Annotated in this window: 16 protein-coding genes and 1 pseudogene; 10 read left to right on the plus strand and 7 right to left on the minus strand. The window is 69.6% G+C overall.

Annotation, left to right across the window (positions count from 1 at the left end; all coding sequences use genetic code 11):
- Positions 1 to 286 precede the first annotated feature (286 nt).
- The gene (locus IOD14_RS22590) at positions 287 to 1,786 is read left to right on the plus strand and encodes a hypothetical protein (RefSeq protein ID WP_212671335.1); all 1,500 of its coding nucleotides are present in this window, start codon (positions 287 to 289) and stop codon (positions 1,784 to 1,786) included.
- A 218-nt stretch (positions 1,787 to 2,004) separates the two neighbouring features.
- On the opposite strand, the gene IOD14_RS22595 is transcribed toward IOD14_RS22590, so the two are convergent.
- Positions 2,005 to 2,436 carry a hypothetical protein gene (locus tag IOD14_RS22595; RefSeq protein WP_123986635.1) on the minus strand — a complete coding sequence of 144 codons (432 nt, stop codon included), beginning with the start codon at positions 2,434 to 2,436 and terminating at the stop codon, positions 2,005 to 2,007.
- Positions 2,437 to 3,024: 588 nt separating this feature from the next.
- Between IOD14_RS22595 and IOD14_RS22600 the strand changes: the two genes are divergently transcribed.
- The 3 genes from IOD14_RS22600 to IOD14_RS22610 all read left to right on the plus strand — a co-directional run bounded on the left by IOD14_RS22600 (position 3,025) and on the right by IOD14_RS22610 (position 5,427).
- Positions 3,025 to 3,753, plus strand: a complete 729-nt coding sequence (locus IOD14_RS22600) for a DUF4232 domain-containing protein (protein ID WP_212671336.1) — start codon at positions 3,025 to 3,027, stop codon at positions 3,751 to 3,753.
- 258 nt (positions 3,754 to 4,011) lie between these two features.
- A complete protein-coding gene (locus IOD14_RS22605) occupies positions 4,012 to 4,380 on the plus strand; it encodes a hypothetical protein (RefSeq protein WP_212671337.1) in 369 nt (122 codons plus the stop codon).
- 108 nt (positions 4,381 to 4,488) lie between these two features.
- Positions 4,489 to 5,427 (plus strand): MerR family transcriptional regulator, encoded by a 939-nt coding sequence (locus IOD14_RS22610; RefSeq protein WP_212671338.1) that lies wholly within the window; start codon positions 4,489 to 4,491, stop codon positions 5,425 to 5,427.
- Positions 5,428 to 5,885: 458 nt separating this feature from the next.
- Here IOD14_RS22610 and IOD14_RS22615 read toward each other — a convergent pair whose 3' ends face one another.
- Positions 5,886 to 7,064 (minus strand): Cmx/CmrA family chloramphenicol efflux MFS transporter, encoded by a 1,179-nt coding sequence (locus IOD14_RS22615; RefSeq protein ID WP_212671339.1) that lies wholly within the window; start codon positions 7,062 to 7,064, stop codon positions 5,886 to 5,888.
- Between the two features lie 514 nt (positions 7,065 to 7,578).
- Here IOD14_RS22615 and IOD14_RS22620 point away from each other — a divergent pair.
- The 4 genes and pseudogenes from IOD14_RS22620 (at position 7,579) to IOD14_RS22635 (ending at position 10,802) form a co-directional block, all read left to right on the plus strand.
- Complete coding sequence (locus IOD14_RS22620; protein WP_123986639.1) at positions 7,579 to 7,749, plus strand: hydrophobic protein; 171 nt, start codon at positions 7,579 to 7,581, stop codon at positions 7,747 to 7,749.
- A 220-nt stretch (positions 7,750 to 7,969) separates the two neighbouring features.
- Entirely contained in the window at positions 7,970 to 8,359 is a 390-nt protein-coding gene (locus IOD14_RS22625) for a hypothetical protein (protein WP_212671340.1), read from the plus strand.
- Between the two features lie 271 nt (positions 8,360 to 8,630).
- Positions 8,631 to 8,966: pseudogene (locus IOD14_RS22630) on the plus strand (sensor histidine kinase); the annotation flags it as partial.
- 162 nt (positions 8,967 to 9,128) lie between these two features.
- Complete coding sequence (locus IOD14_RS22635; protein WP_212671341.1) at positions 9,129 to 10,802, plus strand: carboxylesterase family protein; 1,674 nt, start codon at positions 9,129 to 9,131, stop codon at positions 10,800 to 10,802.
- Positions 10,803 to 11,125: 323 nt separating this feature from the next.
- On the opposite strand, the gene IOD14_RS22640 is transcribed toward IOD14_RS22635, so the two are convergent.
- The 3 genes from IOD14_RS22640 to IOD14_RS22650 all read right to left on the minus strand — a co-directional run bounded on the left by IOD14_RS22640 (position 11,126) and on the right by IOD14_RS22650 (position 15,220).
- Positions 11,126 to 12,706 (minus strand): hypothetical protein, encoded by a 1,581-nt coding sequence (locus tag IOD14_RS22640; RefSeq protein WP_212671342.1) that lies wholly within the window; start codon positions 12,704 to 12,706, stop codon positions 11,126 to 11,128.
- Between the two features lie 192 nt (positions 12,707 to 12,898).
- Positions 12,899 to 13,819, minus strand: coding sequence for a ribosome-inactivating family protein (locus tag IOD14_RS22645; protein ID WP_160160112.1), 921 nt, complete (start codon positions 13,817 to 13,819; stop codon positions 12,899 to 12,901).
- A gap of 261 nt (positions 13,820 to 14,080) precedes the next feature.
- Positions 14,081 to 15,220 carry a PucR family transcriptional regulator gene (locus tag IOD14_RS22650; protein WP_212671343.1) on the minus strand — a complete coding sequence of 380 codons (1,140 nt, stop codon included), beginning with the start codon at positions 15,218 to 15,220 and terminating at the stop codon, positions 14,081 to 14,083.
- An 87-nt stretch (positions 15,221 to 15,307) separates the two neighbouring features.
- Between IOD14_RS22650 and IOD14_RS22655 the strand changes: the two genes are divergently transcribed.
- Both IOD14_RS22655 and IOD14_RS22660 read left to right on the plus strand, forming a co-directional pair.
- The gene (locus tag IOD14_RS22655; protein ID WP_123986646.1) at positions 15,308 to 16,366 is read left to right on the plus strand and encodes a ferredoxin reductase; all 1,059 of its coding nucleotides are present in this window, start codon (positions 15,308 to 15,310) and stop codon (positions 16,364 to 16,366) included.
- Between the two features lie 7 nt (positions 16,367 to 16,373).
- On the plus strand, positions 16,374 to 17,492 hold the full coding sequence (locus IOD14_RS22660) for an acyl-CoA desaturase (protein WP_123986647.1): 1,119 nt from the start codon (positions 16,374 to 16,376) through the stop codon (positions 17,490 to 17,492).
- 372 nt (positions 17,493 to 17,864) lie between these two features.
- Here IOD14_RS22660 and IOD14_RS22665 read toward each other — a convergent pair whose 3' ends face one another.
- Positions 17,865 to 18,716 carry a MarR family transcriptional regulator gene (locus IOD14_RS22665; protein WP_249126027.1) on the minus strand — a complete coding sequence of 284 codons (852 nt, stop codon included), beginning with the start codon at positions 18,714 to 18,716 and terminating at the stop codon, positions 17,865 to 17,867.
- 230 nt (positions 18,717 to 18,946) lie between these two features.
- Positions 18,947 to 19,912 carry a DUF1152 domain-containing protein gene (locus tag IOD14_RS22670; protein WP_123986648.1) on the minus strand — a complete coding sequence of 322 codons (966 nt, stop codon included), beginning with the start codon at positions 19,910 to 19,912 and terminating at the stop codon, positions 18,947 to 18,949.
- Positions 19,913 to 20,123: the final 211 nt, after the last annotated feature.

A 20,123-nucleotide genomic window follows, 5' to 3' on the forward strand; every position in this document is an offset into this window, starting at 1 on the left:
GTGTGCATCCACGTCGCCGAGTCGGTCGTGCGGTCCTCCAACTGCTCCGGCATCGCGTCCGGCTGAGGAGAGTGGACGGCCTCGGCTCGTTCTTTCGGGGAGAGGGGCGCCGTCCCGGCCCGAGTGGCCAACGATGTGCGAGGCGGCCCCTGGTTCGTCCGCGATGAGGAGCGCGTTCTGCAGGGCGAGGTAGGCGACTCGGGCCCGCTCGTGGACGGGCAGTCAGCGCCGACGAGGGCGCCGTCGGGCATCCCGGGTTCAGGAGACGAGGTGGCAGGATGACGTGGTGTCCGACTCTCTGCGTGAACTGTGGCTGCGCGGCATCGCCTTCAACGCGGCGGCGCCCGCCGACGTACTGATACGTCTTCTGGACGAAGCGGCCGGGGAGGCCGGCTTGCTGATGTGCGAGAGCCGCGACCTGCCCGAGGCCGTCATCGACGCGGCCCTCCGCCACTCGGTCGAGCGGATCCGCCGCGCCCTCGCCCGCAACCTGCACGTCGACCCCGCACGACTCGCTCCCTTGGCAGCGGACCCTTCGGGACTTGTCCGTGCGTCTCTCGCGGGCGGCACACGGCTCCAGCCCCGATGGGTCCGGCCACTGCCGGACGACATCCTCGTCACCTTCCTCACCGCCCAGGAAGGAGGCGAGGACGGCAGGCTCACCGAGAAGGAAATCGTTGGGGAGCTCTGGTCCTCCCGGCAGGTCCCTCCATCCTTCCCGCGCGACATGGCCGGTCACGACCACCCCACACTCCGCCTGTGCGCCGCCTTCCAGTGGCAGTCGCTCACCACTGCGCAGCGCAGTGCCCTGCTCGACGACCCCGATCCCGCCGTACGCGAAGCAGCCAGGAGGGGCAACCGACAGCTGGACCCGGAGGCGGTGGAGGCCGAGCTGCCGCCCATCGGAACACGCTATGCGGTCTTCGTGCTCAGCACCTGCGCCCTGTCACCCGCGGTCGTCGAACAGTGCTTCGCGGCCGACGAGGTGCACCCGCTGGCCCGGAACCGCCATACACCGGCCGACGCCCTCGCCCGGCTCGCCCGCCACCCCGATGCAGAGATCCGCAGGCTGGTCGCCACCCGACCCGATCTGGGACCGGAGGCGGCGGAGCTGAAGCATGATCCGGACGAAGATGTGCGGATGCGAGCCCGCCTCCAGCCCTCCATTTCCACCTGGGCCGAATTCCAGGAGGTCCAAAAGGTCGTCGATCACGGGCCCGACTGCACCTGCCCGATCACGCAGCCGGCCACCGAGCTGTCGCCGGACTGGTTCGCCACCTGTGCGGTGTCCGAGGAACCGGTCCTCCGCCGGGTCGCGGCAGGTTGGCCGGGCCTGTCGGCCGAACTCGTCGAGACCCTCGCGCAGGACGACGACGAGGAGGTGAGGATCCGGTTGGCCTGCCACCACCCGCTGGCTCCGCCGAACCTCCTCCTGGATGTCTTCGTCACCCGCCCGGCCCACCGTCCGCACCTGCTGACCCTGCCCGCGTTCCCACGTACCGGCAGGGCTCACCTCATCGAACACCCGGATCCCGAAGTACGCGCCCTGGCCGCGGCCGACCCCGCTCTGCCCGAACCCCCGCTGGAAGACCCCGACGATGCAGTACGCCGGGCAGCCGCGACCAACCCGACCCTGACGCCGGAGAGCCTGGAAACCCTCCTCACCGACCTCCGCACCGCAGAGGGCGCCGCGGCCAACCCGTCCCTCCCCGTCCCCCGCATGCACGCACTCCTCGACCAGTGCCTGAACGGCGCCGCCACGCCGCCGACGGCCGCCCGACGCTGAAAGGCTGGCGACCTCGTACTGAGCCACCCGGTGATGGTGGCCGAAGCATGGGCTGACTGTTGCTGGGACACTACGGAGGGCTCTGTCCCTCGACAGCAGTGGAAGACCTGCCTTCGTTCACAGTTGAACCGGCGGTGGGCCGTCGTACCGGACGGCCCGAACGACGCCGCTGGCAGCTGCTGTCACATCCAGCCCGACCGACGTCGCTACGAACACGATCACCGCCAGCGGGTGGCCGGTTGTCGGCCGCCCCTGTGCAGCAGCACGATCAATGCCACAGCCACAGCGAGGCTCGCCGCGAACCCGCCGAACAGTTGCAAACGCTCCGCGGGGGCCACGATGTCGATGTCGTAGAGGTGGTAGGTCAAATGAACGGCCTGTGCCGAGGTCCAAGCCGTCAGAGCATGGGCAAGGTGGCGTCTTTGCAGCAGCAGGGCGCCGAGCACCAGGGCCACGGCCAGGACGAGATACGTGGTCGACACCAGACGGGCGTTCTCGAAGAAGGGCACGTGCGAGCGAGCCATGCCCGTCCCCATCGCGCTGCCGGCGTGCAGCCATCCACGGGCACCCTCGATCCAGAGCACCCCGAGCGTGGCGGCGCCGATCCGCCCGACCCATGCCTCCATGCGGCGCGAATCGGGCGCCGTCACAGCAGAAGGCTGGTCTTCGTCCCGGACAGGAGGAGCCGTGCTTCTGACCGGCGTGGGCTCTTTGGGAGGCACCATGGGGTCTGGCGCCGTCAAAGGACGAGGCAGCACATCGAAGCTCCGACCCCGGTGATCACCAGAGCGACGAGTGCAAGCAGCACGAGGAGGGGGAAGCGGTGAGCCGACAGCCACGCGATGGCTTTGTGCGTTTGGGCATGCGTCATCTCCATGCGCCTTACCGTCCTCTCGGTGGTGAGCAGTCGCCCATACCGTAGGTGTGGCCCTTACCGCGAGCCATCCTTTCGATGTGGTTCGAAATGTGCAGCCTGAACCGGCTGATCACCCGCGGCGACAGCATCGCCGCAGGAACCTCTCGCGGCCCACCCCCCTTCCCACAGGCCCATTTCAGGCAAACGCATGATCGAGGCCGACTGCGGGGCTGTCCGAGGCGTTCCACCGTGGTTGTGGCCGGATTTCGTCACCGGTGGGTCACAGGTCGCAGTGGAGGAGAACTGTCGGCTCCGCGGTTCTGTCTGGTTCGACGGGACGGCGAGGAGCCGTGCTCTGGACAACTGGGATTCGGGGGACAGCATGCGGTACGTGAACGCGGTGCGCAGTTCGGCGGTGGCCGTCGTCATGGTTTCGGCAGCTCTGGCGGTGGCGGGATGTCAGCCTGGTGCGGGCGGCGCGAACACCGGGAACGGCAGCGTCACCCCGTCCGAGGCCGTCAGCTCAGCTGCCTCCTCCTCCACGCCCAGCACCCCGGAGCCCGGTAGCTCCGCCTCCGATGCCTATACGCCCTCCGTCTCCCGGCCCGCGTCCCCCTCGCCCGCTGCCTCCGCACCTGCGTCGTCCGCACCCGCTCAGGGCGGTTCGGCGACGACCTGTTCCGCGGACAGCCTGAAAGCGACCGCCCGCCAGGCCGCCGAACGGCCCGCCGGTACGGGGACCGGGGCGGCCGTCGTCGAGTTCACCAACCTGTCCGCACGGACATGCGTCCTCAAGGGGCACCCCACGGTGGCCGGCGCCGGGAACGGCTCTCCCGAGATGAACGTGCCGCTCACTGTCAAGCCGACCGGAGCCGCGGCGTCAGTGAAGGTGGTCCCAGGCGGCAAGGCCTGGGTGAAGCTGACGTTCGTGCAGGTGCAGGGAGAGGCCGACGGGTACTGCGTGTCCGGTTCGGCGCCCGTGGTGTATCCCACGATGGTCGTCCGGCTTCCGGGGTCCGGGGCGCACCAGGTGGCCCTGGACGACGGGCAGTTCGCCGAGTGCGACGACACCGTGACCGTCACCGCCGTATCGGCGGTCCGGCCCTCCTGACCGATTCCAGACGCAACACCAGCGCGCGCCGCAGGACTATGCCGAGCGGAGCGGTGTCAGCTCTCGCCGACCGCCCATGGCGGTGGGTCCGTCGCAGATGACATGGATGCGGCCTGGCGCCCCGGAAGCGGGACGTCATCGCCGACGCCGTCCCGCTTCCGCCCGGCAAGAGATCACGAATACAGGCGGTGATTGATATCGGTCCGCTGTCCGATCAGTGAGCGAATACCGCCTGCAATACAGGGGAGAGCAATAGTCGTGAGTGTTTCGGTCCGGATCAGAGGCTGGCTGGAGTGTGACGATCAGCAGCTCACCCAGGTCAAGGAGATCGTCCAGGCGGACGACGCCGACCAGACGTACAGCGGCGGCTGGACCTTTCCCCCCAGGCAGTACAACTTCACCAACTGGGCCTTCTACGGGGCCGAGTTGCGCGCCCAGTCCGTCGACTGGTTTCTCGACCGACTGCGGAGCGTGGCCCGGATCCCGGCCTCGGACGACGACGGCGACCTGATCACCGGCCTGTTCTTCGTCAGCCACGAAGTCGACGGCATGAGCGAGTGGCAGGTCCGCGAGGGCGCGGTGCTGATTCGGGCCGCGAGCCAGGAGTATCGATTCCTCGACGAATAGAAGGGCGTCAGGGACCATTCCTCCAGGCAGCGAGGCGTGAGTGGCTGCTGCCTGCCGGCAGCTGAAGGGACTTGAGTCTCCAGTAGGGGGAGACACAAAGGTGGGGGCATGGACGGCGACACGCTCTACTCGATCGGCGAGCTCGCTCGGCGGACCGGTCTCACGGTCAAGACCATTCGGTTCTACTCCGATCGCGGAATCGTGGCGCCGACAGGCCGCAGCCCGGCCGGCTATCGCCTCTACAGCATCGACGCCGTCGCGCGCCTGGACCTCGTGCGAACCATGCGTGAGCTGGGACTGGACCTTCCCACGATCCGCAAGGTCGTGGACCGCGAGCTCTCGCTTCCCGAGGTCGCCGCGGCGCACGCCGAAGCACTGGCAGTGCAGATCCGCGTCCTGCGCATGCGACGCGCGGTGCTGATGGCGGTGGCCGAACGCGGGTCCACACCTGAGGAGACGGAACTCATGCACCGGCTGGCCCAGCTTTCCGAGGACGAACGCCGACGTCTGATCGGCGATTTCCTCGACGCCGTCTTCGGCGGTCTTGACGCCACTCCCGCATTCGCAGGGGCCATGCGCTCGATGACCCCCGAGTTGCCCGACAACCCTGAGGCAGAACAGGTCCAGGCGTGGGTGGAGTTGGCCGAAATGTCCCTGGATCCGGATTTCCGCACCCTGATGCGCCGGATGGCCGAGGACCAGGCAGCCGAGCAGACCCAAAGCGACACGGCCGGCCCGCGACGCCACATTGCCGCAGTCGTCCGTGACCAGGTCGGCCCGGCCCTGGCCGCCGGCATCGACCCGTCATCGCCCCAGGCCGATCCGATCGTCGCGGCGTTCACGGCGGAGTGCGCGCACCTCCTCCGCCACCCCGACGACGTCCAGCTTCGCCGCCGGCTGGCGACTCGGCTGGAGAACGTGAACGATCCCCGTAGGGAGCGGTACCTCCAGCAGCTCGCAGTGGTCAACGGCTGGCCGGCCCCGGAAAGTCTGACTCCAGTGCTCGATTGGTCCGTCCAGGCTCTGCGCGTCCGGACACAACAATGACGACGTGAGCCGGGATCCCGCACTGCGCCAGCTGGCGAGCTCCGTCGTGGACAACGACGCCGACGGGGCACGCCGGGTGCAGGCCCAGCAGTGGGGCTGGGCAGCTGGGGACCGGTTCGGCTTCGCCGTCTCTGAGGCACAACCCATCGCGAGCTCGGGACACACTCACCAGCTGGGCCTTCGACACCTTCGAAGCCGACGGGCTGGAGCGTCTCGAACTCCTGCACCAGGTGGACAACCCGGCCTCGTGCCGGGTTGCTCAGAAGAGCCGCTGCTGAGGCTGCTCACGCCGAGAGGATCTCGGAGCGTTCGACGAGGTGGGGTGCGTTCACAGCCCCGCCAGCGGCCTGGGCCGACTCGACCAGCTTGAGAACCATCGCCAGCCCGGCTGGAACGGGTGCGGCAGCGATCAACGAGCCGTCGGCGTCCCTCGATGTTCTAGGGGGCGCTCGCATGGGTCACCGCAGCACCTCAGTGCTCCGACCGGCCGTGATGACGGTCAGCAGGGGCAACGCGATGAGCAGCGCGACCGCGACGAGAAGTCCACTCGCCCAAAGCGGTCCGAGGACCCCGACTTTGGTGCCGAACGTGGCCGCAGCGACGACGGGGCCGACGGCCGCACCCATGTTGAGCGCCGCAGTCGCGTACGAACCTCCCATCGTGGGAGCTCCCGCGGCCTCGTAGAGGACTCGCGTGATCAGCGTGCTGCCCAGTGCGAACGACAGCGCGCCCTGCACGAACAAGAGGAGGAACAGGGCAACCGGCTCGTTGCCCAGCACCGCCAGAGCGGGCCAGCCGATGAGCAGCAACGGACCGCCGACCGCGATGACCGGACCGGGACTTCGATCGGACAGACGTCCGGCGATGGTGACACCCACGAAGGATCCGGCACCGAAGAGCACCAGCGCGACAGAGATCCACAGCTCGCCCAGTCCTGCGCTGTCGGTCACCACTGGGGCAAGGAAGGTGAGGCTTCCGAAGGTCGCCGCGTTCACCAGCGCACCGAGCAGCATCACCAGGATCAACCGCGGCCGGGCGAGCTCGGCGAGTTCCACTCGCAAAGCCGGCCTGGCAGCCGCCTCGTCCTCACCATGTCCTGCTGGGATGCCTTTCAGGATGCCGAGAGCGGCAGGAAGGCAGAGAACGGCGACAGCCCAGAAGGTGGCCCGCCAGCCGAATGCCGCACCGAGCACCGACCCACCAGGGACACCGGCGATCGTGGCCACCGTCGTGCCGGACAGCAGCACGGCCAGCGCGCGTCCCTTCCTGTCGGGTGAAACCAGCGCGGCCGCGGCCGTGAGGGCGACGGCCAGGAACCCTGCGTTCGCGACCGCGGCCACGACTCGGGTGGCGAACAGGAGGGGGAAGCTCGTAGTGCCGGCGCCCACGGCGTGAGCTGCCGCGAATACGAGGACGAACCCGAGAAGGACCGGGCGCCTGGGCCAGTTGCGGGCCAGCGCGGCCACCAGTGGGGCACCGACGATCATGCCGATCGCAAAGGCCGAGGTGAGGACGCCTGCTGTTGCGACGGTGACGTCGAGATCCGAGGCGATGTCCGGCAGAAGACCGGCGAGCATGAACTCCGAGGTGCCCATGGCGAAGACCGCCAGAGCAAGCAGGTACAGCGGGAGAGGCATCGAGTGGCTCCGAGGTGAGGAGAGGCACGAGAAGGTCATCTCGTCACCGCGGCCAGCCCCGAGCGCACATACGTTCCACCGCAGAAAGCGGCGCTACGACAGGGCTACGAGCTCAGTGGTTCAGGGGGCTGACGGCGTGACCGAAGCCCCCACCGTGTCTGACTCAGGACTCGACATGGCCCGCACGCTACCCGACCGTTGCCCGTCGAAGCATCCCGTTTCACTGGGCATCGGCCCCATGTCCCTTTTTCAGGACCAGTGTTCAGCCTCGAGGTCCGAGACGAGGACCGCCAGGTCGGGTGGGACAACGCCGCAAGTAGTGACAGCGGTGGGCGACTGCGCGGCGTTGGCGGCGCCGGTTCGACCACTGTGAGCTCGATGGCCCAGACCGGTCCGTCGGAGAACGTCGTGGAGAAACTGAGTCCAGTGCCCGCATGAGCAGTGAAGAAACCAGGGAAATCGACCGTGTGTTCCTGCATTTGCCGGGCACGAGGAGCGACGGAGGTTGATAACTATGGTTCCCCTGCTTGTCGTTCTTCTGCTGGCCCTTCTCCTCTTCGGCGCGGGTTTCGCGCTGAAGGCACTGTGGTGGGTCGCGGTCATCGTGTTGGTCGTCTGGCTGCTGGGCTTCGTCATGCGCTCGGCTGACACAGGCGGCCGAAAGGGCCGCTGGTATCGCTGGTAACCCGCCAAGCAGCAACATGCCTGTGGCTCCGGATGCATCCGGAGCCACAGGCATGTGTGATTGACGCTCCGCATCAGACCGGCGGCTTGCCCAGCCGCTTGTCATAGCCTGGCTGCTGGGGAAGGTAGGCGAAGAGGTGTGGCCGAGTAGGGCCTGCATCGTAGCGAGGGTGACCAGTTCGTCTCCGCAGGCACCCCTTGGACGACACCAGGAGGACCCCGTGTCATACCCGCAACTCCTCACCCCCGAGGAGAAGCTCGCCGACGCGAAGAAGCTGTTGAACCTCCCGCGTATCGTCGTGATCTGCGGCTCCACTCGCTTCATGACCGAGATGAACGAGGCCGATCTGCGGGAGACCAAAGCCGGAAGGATCGTCGTCAAACCGGGCTTTGACATGAAGTCGCCGCACGAACTCTGGTCCGATCCGGTCGAGGCCGAGGCGCTGAAGGCTCGACTCGACGATCTGCACCGGGCGAAGATCCGGCTCGCTGATGAGGTGCTCGTGGTCGGCGACTACATCGGAAACAGCACCCGGGCCGAGATCGCCTACGCCCGGTCGCTGGGCAAGCCCGTGCGGTTCACGCACCCCGAAGTCGACCCTGACGCCTGACCGCCCGCCGCCACCTCGACCAACGGGGCATTGCCCGGCTCCTCGGGTTTCTGGGCTTCAGGTTTCGAGGTTTCGGGAAGGGGCGCCTCTCGCCGCTTCGACTTCGGGATCCCCGCCAGCGCGTCGGGGTAGGTGTCGTTGTACGTCCGAGAGACACGCCGTCCGCTCCGGTGCAGGACCGACTCGCCCCCGAAGACCGGGGGCGCCGCGAGCAGGGTCCGCCGCTGGGTAGGGTCCGGTTGTGAGTCGGGATACGGCGTGGCCGGGCGAGGTGTCCGAGGGCGGGGCGAGGGAAGTCCCGTCGGCGCGAACGGCTCGGGCGCTGTGGGGCGGGTCGGCCGTTCTGGTGCTGGGAGTGCTCGGCACGTCGGTGATCGCCGTGGGCGCCGGCACGGGCGGGCGCTTGGCCGGGGCTCTGGTTCTGGTCGTTGTGCAGGTCTGCGTCTTGGGCTGGGTGCTGTGTCACCCGGTCGCCGTGCTGGTCACGGGCGTGGGCACGGGCGTCGCGGTGTGGGCGCTGTTTCCCGCGGTGACGTTGACAGGGGCGCTGCTGGCGGCCCAGATCGCCCTGTGCGTGCTGTCCGCCGCACGGCCGAGGCGGGTGTCGGGGATGTGCGCTCTGGCGCCGCTCGCGTTCGTCGTCGGCGGACCGGGCGTCCTGTCGGCGTTCCTGCCTGCCGTGAGCCGTTCGAGGTTTCAACACGACCATGATCGCCGCCCAGGGCGGGATGGGCGGCGGCTGACCGCGTACACGTGAACGGGGAGTCCCATGAGCATGCACCGTGTCCTGACCACCCTGGCCTGCACGCTGGCCACCCTGACCGCCGTGCTCGCCACGGCTCGGCCCGCGCTGCCGACGCCTGCATCCGCGCCGGCATCCAAGCCGGTGTCGACACAGCGGACGGATCGCGCGACGCCCGCTGTCGGCCCGACGGTACGCACGCACGACGGCGTGCTGCGAGGCACCGCCCACGACGGCTACGACACCTTCGCGGGCATCCCCTACGCGGCGCCCCCGGTCGGCCGGCTGCGCTGGGCGGCATCCCGTCCCGCGCGGCCCTGGGCGGGGACACGGGACGCCACCCGGCCCGCGAGCGCGTGCCCGCAGCCGGCGGGCGAGGTACCCGACGGCAGCACCGACGAGGACTGCCTGTACCTGAACGTCACCACCCCCGCCGGCAGCGCCCCGCGACACCCCCGGCCGGTGATCGTCTGGCTGCACGGCGGCGGCTTCACCACCGGCGCGGGCAGTTCCTACGACGCACATCGCATGGTCACCCGTGGCGATGTCGTGGTCGTCACGGTCAACTACCGCCTCGGCGCTCTGGGTTTCCTCGCCCGGCCAGGCCTGGCCGGCTCCGGCACCTTCGGCCTGGCCGACCAGCAGGCGGCGCTTCGCTGGGTCAAGGCAGGCATCGGCGCCTTCGGCCTGGCCGACCAGCAGGCGGCGCTTCGCTGGGTCAAGGCCGGCATCGGCGCCTTCGGCGGGGACCCGCACAACGTGACCCTGGCCGGCGAGTCGGCCGGCGGCTACAGCGTCTGCGCCCAGCTTGCCTCGCCCGCCGCAGCGGGGCTCTTCGAGCGGGCGATCATCCAGAGCGGTCCGTGCACCGGGCGGCCCGACCGGCCGTTCGCCCCCTACGCCGCCGCGGTGCCCTCAGCGCGTGAGACCGGGGCGCGGTTCGCGGCCGGGGTCGGCTGCTCCTCGGCCCGGGACACCATGGCCTGCCTGCGCGAGGTGAAGGTCTCCCGCCTGCTGGCTGCCCAGGAAGCCGACCAACAGCCCGCCTACGCCACCCCGTTGCTGCCTCGCGACCCCGCGGACGCGCTCGCCGCCGGCCGTTTCCACCACGTGCCCGTGCTCATCGGCAGCAACCACGACGAGGGCAACGGCTGGGCCGCCGGCATCATTCAGGCCGGCAACCCCGTCACCCCCGAGACCTGGCCCGACGTCGTGGCCGCCTTCTTCCCCGATCCGGCCCGCACCAAGGCGATCGTGCACGAGTACCCGGTGACGGGGCCGGACGGCGGCCCGGTGTTCGGCGCGGTCATCGGCGACGCCGACTTCGCCTGCCCCACGCTGCGCACCGGCGACCTGCTCGGCACCCATGTACCCGTCTGGCGCTACGAGTTCGCGGACGAACACGCCCCGCCGCTCACCCCCGGTCCCTCGCCGTTCCCCCTGGGAGCATCGCATGCCGCCGAACTCCCCTACCTGTACGACCTCGGCGGCCGCCCCCGCCCGATGACCTCGGCCCAGTGGCGCCTGACCACCACCATGATCGACTACTGGACCCGTTTCGCCCGCACGGGCGCCCCCGGCAGCCCCTCCGACCCACGCTGGCCGCGTCGGACGGTGCAGTCCCTCACTCCGGACCGCACCGGCCCGACCCGCACCACCGCCACCCGCCACCACTGCGCCTTCTGGAACGCCCTGCCCTGAACAGCGAGCGCGGCCGGCGGGTGAAGCCCCTGCGGAGCGCAGGAAGCCGGGGTGATCCTCTACTGACCAGCGTGTGGCTTCGCCCCGGTTGCCAGCGCAATACCGGCCTGCTCAACGGACCCGTTGTTGCTTCGTGGCTCGGGTGGGGCCGGCGGCCCTCGTGCTGCGCCCTCATGGCCGGCCCGCTGGTCGGGGTCTCCTGCTGTTGACCTGGCACGTCCGGTGCGGCACCGGAGCAGACCGGTGCCGCACCGGACGGGAAGCGAGAAGACCTCGCCGTACGGCCCTCCTCGGCCAGGGCGCCGCCCAGTGGGCCTACGGCCTCAGCGGCCGCGCTGCAGTCGCGACCTGCGCGCTGCCAGGAACACCAGCGTGCCGCCCGCAACCAGCAGGGCGGCGATGCCCGCCCGCAGGAGGACGCCGTCTGTGCCCGTGGCGGCGAGCCCGCCATCGGTCGTCGTACCGCTCCCGCCTCCCGCACCGGAGCCGGACGGGCTCGCGACGGGCGTGGCCGACGGAGACGCGGAGGCGCTGGGCGAAGGGTTGGACGTCGCCGAGCCGGTGGCCTTCACCGCGATCACCGCGGTGTCGTTCGCCGCGTCGTCGTCACGGTTGGGGAAGTCGGGGTTCTCCACCGCCTTCACGCTGCCCCGCGCGCCGGGGACGACCCGGTCGATCCGCACCGTGAACTCCTGAGTCACCGAGTCGCCCGGTTCGAAGTCCGTGTTGGCGATGTCGCAGGTGTAGCTCTTGGCACCGGCCTTCTGCGGTGTGCAGTTCCACAGCGGCCCGGGGTCGCCCTGCTCGCCGGGGCCGGGGGCGCCGGTGATGGTGGTGCCGGCGGGCGGGGTCACCACGAAGGTGCCGGAGTTGTCGGCGTCCATCCACTGCAAGCCCATCCGGCCCGGCCCGGTGTTCTCCACGCCCACGGTGATGCTCACCGTCTCGCCGACCTTGCCCTCGACGGTGTCGCCGAGCGCCTGGAAGTCGGCGTGCTGGGTGGTGGCGAAGGTGCCGTACCCGGAGCCGGTGAAGCCGGAGCCGGAGGCGACGGCCTTCAGGCCGAGCGGCGCGCCGGTGCCGGTCTCGGGGAAGTCGGACGGGTCGAAGGAGTCCGGCGCGGACCCGCCGACCGGCCACACGACGTAGGTGTTGTAGCCGTACATCGTGTCCGCGGCGGCTGTGTAGCGCAGCGGCGCGTTGGTCTCATAGGCCGCGCCGGGCGCGACGGGGGTGTCGAACCGGCACCAGGCGCCGATGTCGGGCCGGTCCGAGTAATGGCAGTTGGAGTGATCGCGGGCGAGAGAGACGCCGTCGGAGTCCTGCACCAGCAGCATGACGCCCTTGTCGGAGGGGACTGCGCCAGTGTCGGCGAAGGCCGGGGTGCGCTCGAAGACGGCGCCGGGCGCGATGCCCTTCAGCGCCGGGTAGGGCCGTGTGACGAGCTTCGGCCCGCCGACCAGGACGTCCGTCTTCCCGGTCACGGTGGCCGCGTCGGAGGCGGTGGCGGTGTAGGTGATGGCCCCGGTGTCGCCCGCCTTGGCGGACGCGGTGGGCTTCAGGAAGAACGGATCGATCGACTCCCCGCCCGACAAGGGGCCCACATCGCACCTGACCTTGAGGGCTCCGGTGCTCTCGCAGTCCCCCGTGACCACCATCGTCGCCTTCCCGGCGAGAGACGACGCGTCGACCGCGACCGAGACGTCATGGGCATCCCCGCCCGAGGCGGTGATGCCGAGATCCAGGTTCGGGCCCTCGCCCTCGGTGGGGAGGTAGTAGTTCTCCTGGGCGTCCAGGACGAGCGTCGTTGGGGCGGCATGCGCGGCCGGGGTTCCGACCGCCAGCGCGACAGTCGCGAATGCGGCGGCCGCCGCTGTCCGCCATGTTCTGCGTATCGTCAGCACACTACGTGGACACGTCAGAACACTGGAAGGTTGCGCCCGAGTGGCCGTCATCTGACTAACAGTGGTGCGTGGCCGGTGGAGGAAAGGCCGACGGCCAGGACAGAACCGCTCGCGGTGCTCCGCGAACGGCACGACCGGCACGGCGCGGGCTCGCAGCCGGGTGGGGTCCGGCCCCGAGCCCGTGCTCCGGCCCTACTTCCGCAGCGCCACGGCCAGCTGGGCGTCGATCGCCTGCATCGTCGTGAACCGCCCGCTGCCGATCGGGACATTCGGACTCGTGTGGTTCTGCGTCGCGTTCATGGCGGCGTTGGACAGGGTCTCCCAGTTGTTCTCCAGTTCCAGGCCCGTCACCTGGAACTCGTCCTGGCCCGAGCCGTTGCCGCTGACCGTGGACGAGGATCCCGCGTAGAAGATGCCGCTGTTGCGGATCGCCTGGCCGACCCGGTAGGAGATGAAGTCGTAGCGGGCGCCCTCCGCGAAGGCCTGGACCAGAATGAGCATGGCCCGCGCCACGTCCCGGTTGTTGCCGCTGGTGGCCAGGTCGGTGATCGCGCCCTGAATGGACCCCATGGTGATGCCCAGGTTTCCACGGTCGGTCTGAGCGGCTCGCTCCATGGCGCTGTAGTTGAGCCAGTTCCTTTCCTGCGTGTCGCCGACCTGCCCCGGGACCGTCGAGGGTCCAGCACCCATCCGGTAGTACACGCCGGTCCGGTCATTGCGCCAGCCGGTCACGTACAGGTTCCGCGCGTTGAAGATCAGGGTGACCGCGTTGTCGCCGTTGCCCACCGCCAGGGTCACGTCGAAGAAGTCGTTGCCCCCCTGCGTCAGGACGATGTTGTTGTACAGGCGGCTGCCGCGCAGCCGGCCGCGGATGTCGTTGATGATGCCGTTGTACATGCCGGCGGCGCCGTCGCCGTTGGTGTCCCTCAGGGCGTAGCTGAAGCCGTCGGTCGGTACGAGGGCGTTGGCCAGCTGGACGTGCCCGCCGAGCGACTGGTGCTGCGCCCCCGCGGTGAGGTCGCCGCCCATACCGGCGACGAGGACGGCGCCGGCGAGCGCGGCCGGGAGTACGGCCGAGGTGCCGATCCTGCGGATGAGGTGTGCACGGGACATTGCTGGGCTCTCCAATGCGTGGTCTGTGCCGGCCGGGTGTCGGCCCGCTGACCTCGACATTGGCGAGGGAGGAGTTGATCCGAAGGCCCCTGCGGCCACCGGATCAACCTGCGCAGTTGATCGCACTCGTCGCTCGTCACCCGCAATCAACGCGGGTCATTGTCATGAGTCGCAACAGGCCCGGCTGCCCCGCGGTCGCCTGGCTGCAGCCCGCCGCGCACCTGCGGGCCGGCTCGAGCCGTATCCGCCACCGCGCTTCCGTCAGTCGGCCCCCAGACCGACCGCCAGCGTCAGTTCAAGCACCCGCTGGGGCGACGCGAGATCCGGAAACAGCTCCCGCAGCTGCGACATCCGATACCGGACGGTCTGGGGATGGACGAACAATGCCGCCGCCACCTCGTCCCGCCTCCCCTGGTGCAGCAGCCACTCCCGCAACGTCTCCTCCAGCCGCCGCGCGGTCGCCGCAGGCAAGGTCCGCAACGGTGCGAGGGCTCGGGCACGCAGGTCCGCGAACGCGTCCACGTCGGCGCTCAGGACCAGCTCGGGCAAGTGGTCCTCGGTGTCGCGGATATCAGAAGAGAGGGAGCGCGCGCGTACGGCTCGCGTGTACGAGGCGGACGCACGGACCCATGGCCGGGCCGGGCCGACCACCGCGGTGCGCTCGGTCAGCTGCCGCAGGAGATGGGATCGGTCGGCCTCGGGGACGAGCAGCACACCGGTGGCGTCCGGCAGATCGTCGAGGACGAGGGTGCTCGGGTCGAGCGTGCGGTAGGCGGGCCGGGCCTGGGCGGCGGGCAGCAGGACCGCGGTCAGCGAGCCCGGAGGCTGCCACCCGGCCCGTTGAGCAGAGGCCAGCAGCACGTCCGGGCTCGCGCCGGCGAGGAGGTCGCGGGCCAGGTGTTCCAGGTGGCGTTCGTGGTCCCTGCCCCGGGCGGCCAGTTCGTCGGCGTGGCCCGCGGCGCTCGCGGCGGAGAGCTCGTCGATGTAGGCGAAGGTCAGCTCGGCGAACTTGGCGACCTCGGCGGCGGGCAGACCTGCGGGTACGGCACCCGCTGCCAGGCATCGCCAGGCCACGCGGGCTCCGACGCGGTACGCGCTGAGCAGGGCGTCCATCGAACGGCCGTCGCGCACCTCACCGCGACCCAGCTCGTAGGCCGCGTCACCGGCGTCGCCACCTGTGGCCTTGCCGCTCGCGAGGTCCAGATAGTGGCCCAGGGCGGTGCGGACGGCTCGGCGGATGGTGGCTCCCATGTGGCCCGACAGGGCGTTGGCGTAGGGAGGGACCTCGTCGATGATCGCCTGGACGACCTCGTCGGCGGTCGTCTTCAGCTCGGCCCGCAGCGCGGTGACCGTCGTCTCGTCCAGGGCCAGCTCGCTGGCCCTTTGGATTGCATGGCTCATGTTTTTGTTCCCTGCGAACAATTCAGCCGACCAGATTCACATCCTGCGGTCAGGACTTTACGCCTTGAGGCACAGCAAGCTGGAGTCATGACGAGTACTGCCTTGCGCAGCAGGGCGTGGAAACTGCTGGAGATGGTCACGACGCCGCTGCTGCCGTCGGACTACCTCGACCTGGTCAGCCCGCTGCGCGCGGGCGCTGACCTGCGGGGGCGCATCGAGGCCGTGCACCCCGAGACGGGTGACGCCGCGACCATCGTGATCAGACCGGGACGCGGCTGGCGCGGCCACACACCCGGTCAGTACGTGCGGATCGGGGTCGACGTCGACGGGGTGCGCCTGTGGCGTGCCTACTCCATCACCTCGCCGACTCACCGCCAGGACGGTCGCGTCACGATCACCGTGAAGGCGATCCCGGACGGCAAGGTCAGCAACCACCTGGTCCGCAGGGCGAAGCCGGGCACGCTGATCCACCTCGACCAGCCGACCGGTGACTTCGTGCTGCCGCAGGCCAAGCCTGCCAAGGTGCTCTACCTGACGGCCGGCAGCGGCATCACGCCCGTGATGGGCATGCTGCGCGACACCGAGTTCGACGACGCCGTCATGGTCCATTCCGCACCGCAGCCGCACGACGTGATCTTCCGCAGCGAACTGCACGACCTTGTCGCGGAGAAGAAGCTGCGGCTCACCGAGGTGCACACCGACACCGACGGCATGCTCGACATCGCCCGTCTCGACGAACTCGTGCCCGACTGGGCCGAGCGCGAGACCTGGGCCTGCGGGCCCGCGGGCCTGCTCGACGCCGCCGAGAAGCACTGGAGCGAGCACGGCGTACCGGAGCGCCTGCACACCGAACGCTTCCGCCCCAGCATCGCCGTCGTCGGCGCCGGCGGTGGCGAGGTCACGTTCAGTACCACCGGCACGACCGTCGACGCGGACGGCGCCACGCCGTTGCTGGACGTCGGCGAGGAGGCCGGCGTACTCATGCCGTCCGGGTGCCGCATGGGCATCTGCTTCGGCTGCGTCACGCCGCTCAAGGCGGGCGCCGTCCGCGATCTGCGCACCGGCGAAATCACGGAGGCCGAGCCGGGCGTCCTCATCCAGACCTGCGTGTCCGCCGCGGCGGGCCCCTGCGACATCGAACGGTAGGAGCACTTTGACCGCCATCGACCCCACCGCCCATCTGACCGCGGAGCAGATCGAGGAGCTCGGCCGCGAGCTGGACGCGATCCGCGACGAGGTGATCGCCGGCCGCGGCGAGAAGGACGCCGCCTACATCCGCAAGGTCATCTCGGCGCAGCGCAAGCTCGAGCTGGTCAGCAGGGGCGTGCTCCTGTTCTCGCTCTTCCCGCCCGCGTGGATCATCGGCACCGCCGGACTGTCCGTGGCGAAGATCATGGACAACATGGAGATCGGCCACAACATCCTGCACGGCCAGTGGGACTGGATGCGCGACCCGAAGATCCACTCCACCACCTGGGAGTGGGACCACGTCTCGCCGGCCGACCAGTGGAAGCACTCGCACAACGAGCTGCACCACACGTACACCAACGTGATCGGCAAGGACAACGACCTCGGCTACGGCATCATGCGCGTCGACGAGGACCAGAAGTGGCACCCGTTCCACCTCGGCCAGCCGCTGTGGAACTTCCTCAACGCCTGCTTCTTCGAGTACGGCATCGCGGCGTACGACCTGGAGCTCGGCAAGAACCTGCACAAGCGCCGCCGCAACAACCCGGAGTTCCGCGCGCGGGCCAGGGCCGTGGGCCGCAAGATCCGCAAGCAGGTCCTCAAGGACTACGTGATCCACCCGCTGCTGTCGGGCCCGTCGTTCCTCCCCACGCTCGCCGCCACGTTCACCGCGAACGTGGTCCGCAACATCTGGTCCCACTCGGTGATCATGTGCGGGCACTTCCCCGAGGGTGTGCAGGTCTTCGAGCGCCGGTCGATCAAGGGCGAGACGCGCGGCCAGTGGTACCTGCGCCAGATGATGGGCTCGGCGAACATCAGCGGCAGCAAGGCCATGCACTTCATGACCGGCAACCTGTCGCACCAGATCGAGCACCACCTCTTCCCGGACCTGCCGAGCAACCGGTACGCCGAGGTCGCGGTGAAGGTGCGCGCGCTGTTCGAGAAGTACGAGCTGGAGTACGTCACGGGGCCGCTGCCCAAGCAGGTGTTCTCCGCGTGGCACAAGGTCTTCCGGCTCTCGCTGCCGAACAAGCAGCCCAAGGTCAGGACGCCGGACCGCGAGCAGGAGCTTGTCGCGGCCTGATTCCCGGTACGGGTTCAGGTCCTCGGCCGTGACGGCGCCGCCGGATTCGAGCGGCGCCACTGGCCGTCACCGCCGAGGGCCCGCGGGAACTCCTGGGCTGGTGAACCGGCGACGGCGGCGAGGGCGCCAAGCACTGCCTTCACCTCCTCACCGAGATCAAGAATCCGCGGCGTCAATGACGTACCCATGCAGGACTGTGACAGCCTCAAGCGCGGAGGCCGGCCCGCGCAGTTCACCCACCTCACCCTGGCACCCCGTGCGACCCGTCCGACCAACCTCCGCCCCGGCCTCGTGGACCGCATTGGTCAGGCAGAGAGCGGCGATGGCGACAGGACCGGACGGCGCGCTCCCGGTCCCGTGAATCCCCCGGCGTCATTGCGATCCCGCGGCCACCAGGATTGCGGTGATGGGTTCGAGCTCGGCGACCAGCTCGTCGAGCTCGGCGGGAGACAGCGCCTCGTAGGGCGGGGCGGCGAGCTCGTCGGTCAGGGCTTCGACACGGTCCTTGGTTTCGCGGCCGGCCTCGGTGAACCAGCCCTCGCTGTCGACGAGCCCGCGCTCGCGCAGGCCGTCCATGACCGCGGCCAGCCGCCTCTTGGGCAGGTGATGGATGCGTCCGAACGACTCCGGCGGGTGGATTCCCTGCTCCAGGGCGGAGAGCACGTGGGCCTCCGTGCCGCCGATGCGGGCGCCGACGAGAGCCGCGATGTGCCCGTCACCGCGGTGCTCGCGCAGCATGTTCGCGGAATGCCACAACCGGGCAACTGGGTCGCTCGGCACCGGCAGGGTCCGCATCCCGGCGTACATCACCCGGCCTTCTGTGGGGGCGCTCGTCGCGGCCTTGGTGGTCAGGTCGGCGGCGCGTACCAAGCCCGGGGAACCGGCCAGCTCCTCGCCGAGAATCCGCCGCAGGGACGCCGCGCTGCCCCTTTCCCGCGCGGCGACGGACGCCTCGGGCGGGATGGTCTCCCACGCGCTCGGGATGTGCCGTGCGGCCTCCCCGTCGGCGAAGCTGTAGAACGCGGCGTGCACGACCTGTGCCGGTACCCGTCCCAACGGTGCGGCGCGGCTTGCGAAGTAGCCGTCCCAGTAGGTGCGGTGGCCGAGTGCGGCCAGCTCCTCGTTGCACTCGTCGGCCATGTAGGTCACCAGGCAGATCGGCTCCAAGAGCTCGAACATACGACGAGCGATGCGGGTCGTCGGATGCAGGTGCGCCTTGCCCATCGGGCTCTCCATTCATTTCGTTGTGCCGCATTGGACCATCCGGCACGACGAAACTCATCGGTGAGCGAACCGAGCCCAGGGCGGTAAGCACCACGCGCTACCCACCAGGCCCAACGGGAAGGCGGCATGCAGCCCAGCGGCATGACCTCCGGGAAGGGGCGCATACGACCAGAATCACCAGCGCTGACGTGGCCATGAGGGAGTAGGCCAGGTCCTCCTGTCAGGACCTCTCAATGCGGGAACGCCCGCGGCGGACGCTGACGGGGCAGGGTGGTGCGGAAGTCCTCGATCACGGAAGCCACCTGCCTCATCAGCGACGTGCGTTCCAGCAGGCCGAGGTAGAGATTGCGGCGGGCCAGTCCCGGCAGGTCAACGCAGAAGTACATAGCCATCAGCGGGTTGACGAACAGCTCGCTGCCCTTGGTCCTTTCCGTGAACCGGACATCGCCGAAGTCACCGCGCACGGCGGCGGCGACGGATCCGTTCACGATGCTCGGGTGACTCGCGGTGCTGCGCTGGGCGTGCCCCACCGCGTCGAGATAGAGCGCCCCTTCCCGCGCGGCCCCGAGCAGCGAGAACGCCCCGAGATAGGCGCCGTCCCGGTCCAGGGCGGCCAGGTTCTCCAGTACGAGCGAGTGGTTCACGCCGTGATACGCGTCCACCCCGAAGCCGAGACAGGCCACCAGCCGGTGCGGGACCTCGTCGAGCCCGCTGACGGCGGCCAGGCTCGCCATGTCCTCCTCCGGGGTCCCGAGACCGTGTTCGTCACCGCGCATCAGGATGTCGGTCCCGCCGTCCACCAGCACGACCGCGTCCACACCGCCCAGATGCGTCATCAACGTCCGGTAGGCCGCCCGCAGCGGAGCGACCCCGATGCTGGGGAACGCGTACACGGTCGACGGCAGATCCTGGCTCGCGAGCCACTGGGCGAGTGTCCGTTCGGGAAAGTAGTCGCCGCGCAGAGGGGTGTCCGGCCCGACGGCGGCGACATCCTGGTCCACCCACACATCGAGGTCCAGGCCGTACAGGTCGGCGAAGGACAGATTGGCGAGATGCACCTCCTTGCCCGCGGACCGCAGCGCGAGTGCCAGCGGCAGCCCGGCGTACACATCGAAGCCGCCGCCCGCACCGGCGATGAGCACCCGTCGCGCATCGCGCAAACGGGTGAAGAACGCAGGTTCCCCCAAAGAGATCACCGAAGGACGCTAGCAGGAGAGCCGGCCGACACCCGGTCGAGCCTCGGATGCGGTGCCCGCGTATCCAAGGGCAGCAGCGGCGCACCAGTCACTGCCTGATCTCCTGGCGCAGGACGGCAGGGCAGGCATCGACGAGACCGCAGGCTCGTCGGAGGCCCTGCACGAGCGCGAAGCAATCCGGTGGACCCGATCGTGGCCATCAAGGTCAAGT

Source organism: Streptomyces sp. A2-16 (assembly GCF_018128905.1).
Taxonomy (GTDB): Bacteria; Actinomycetota; Actinomycetes; order Streptomycetales; family Streptomycetaceae; genus Streptomyces.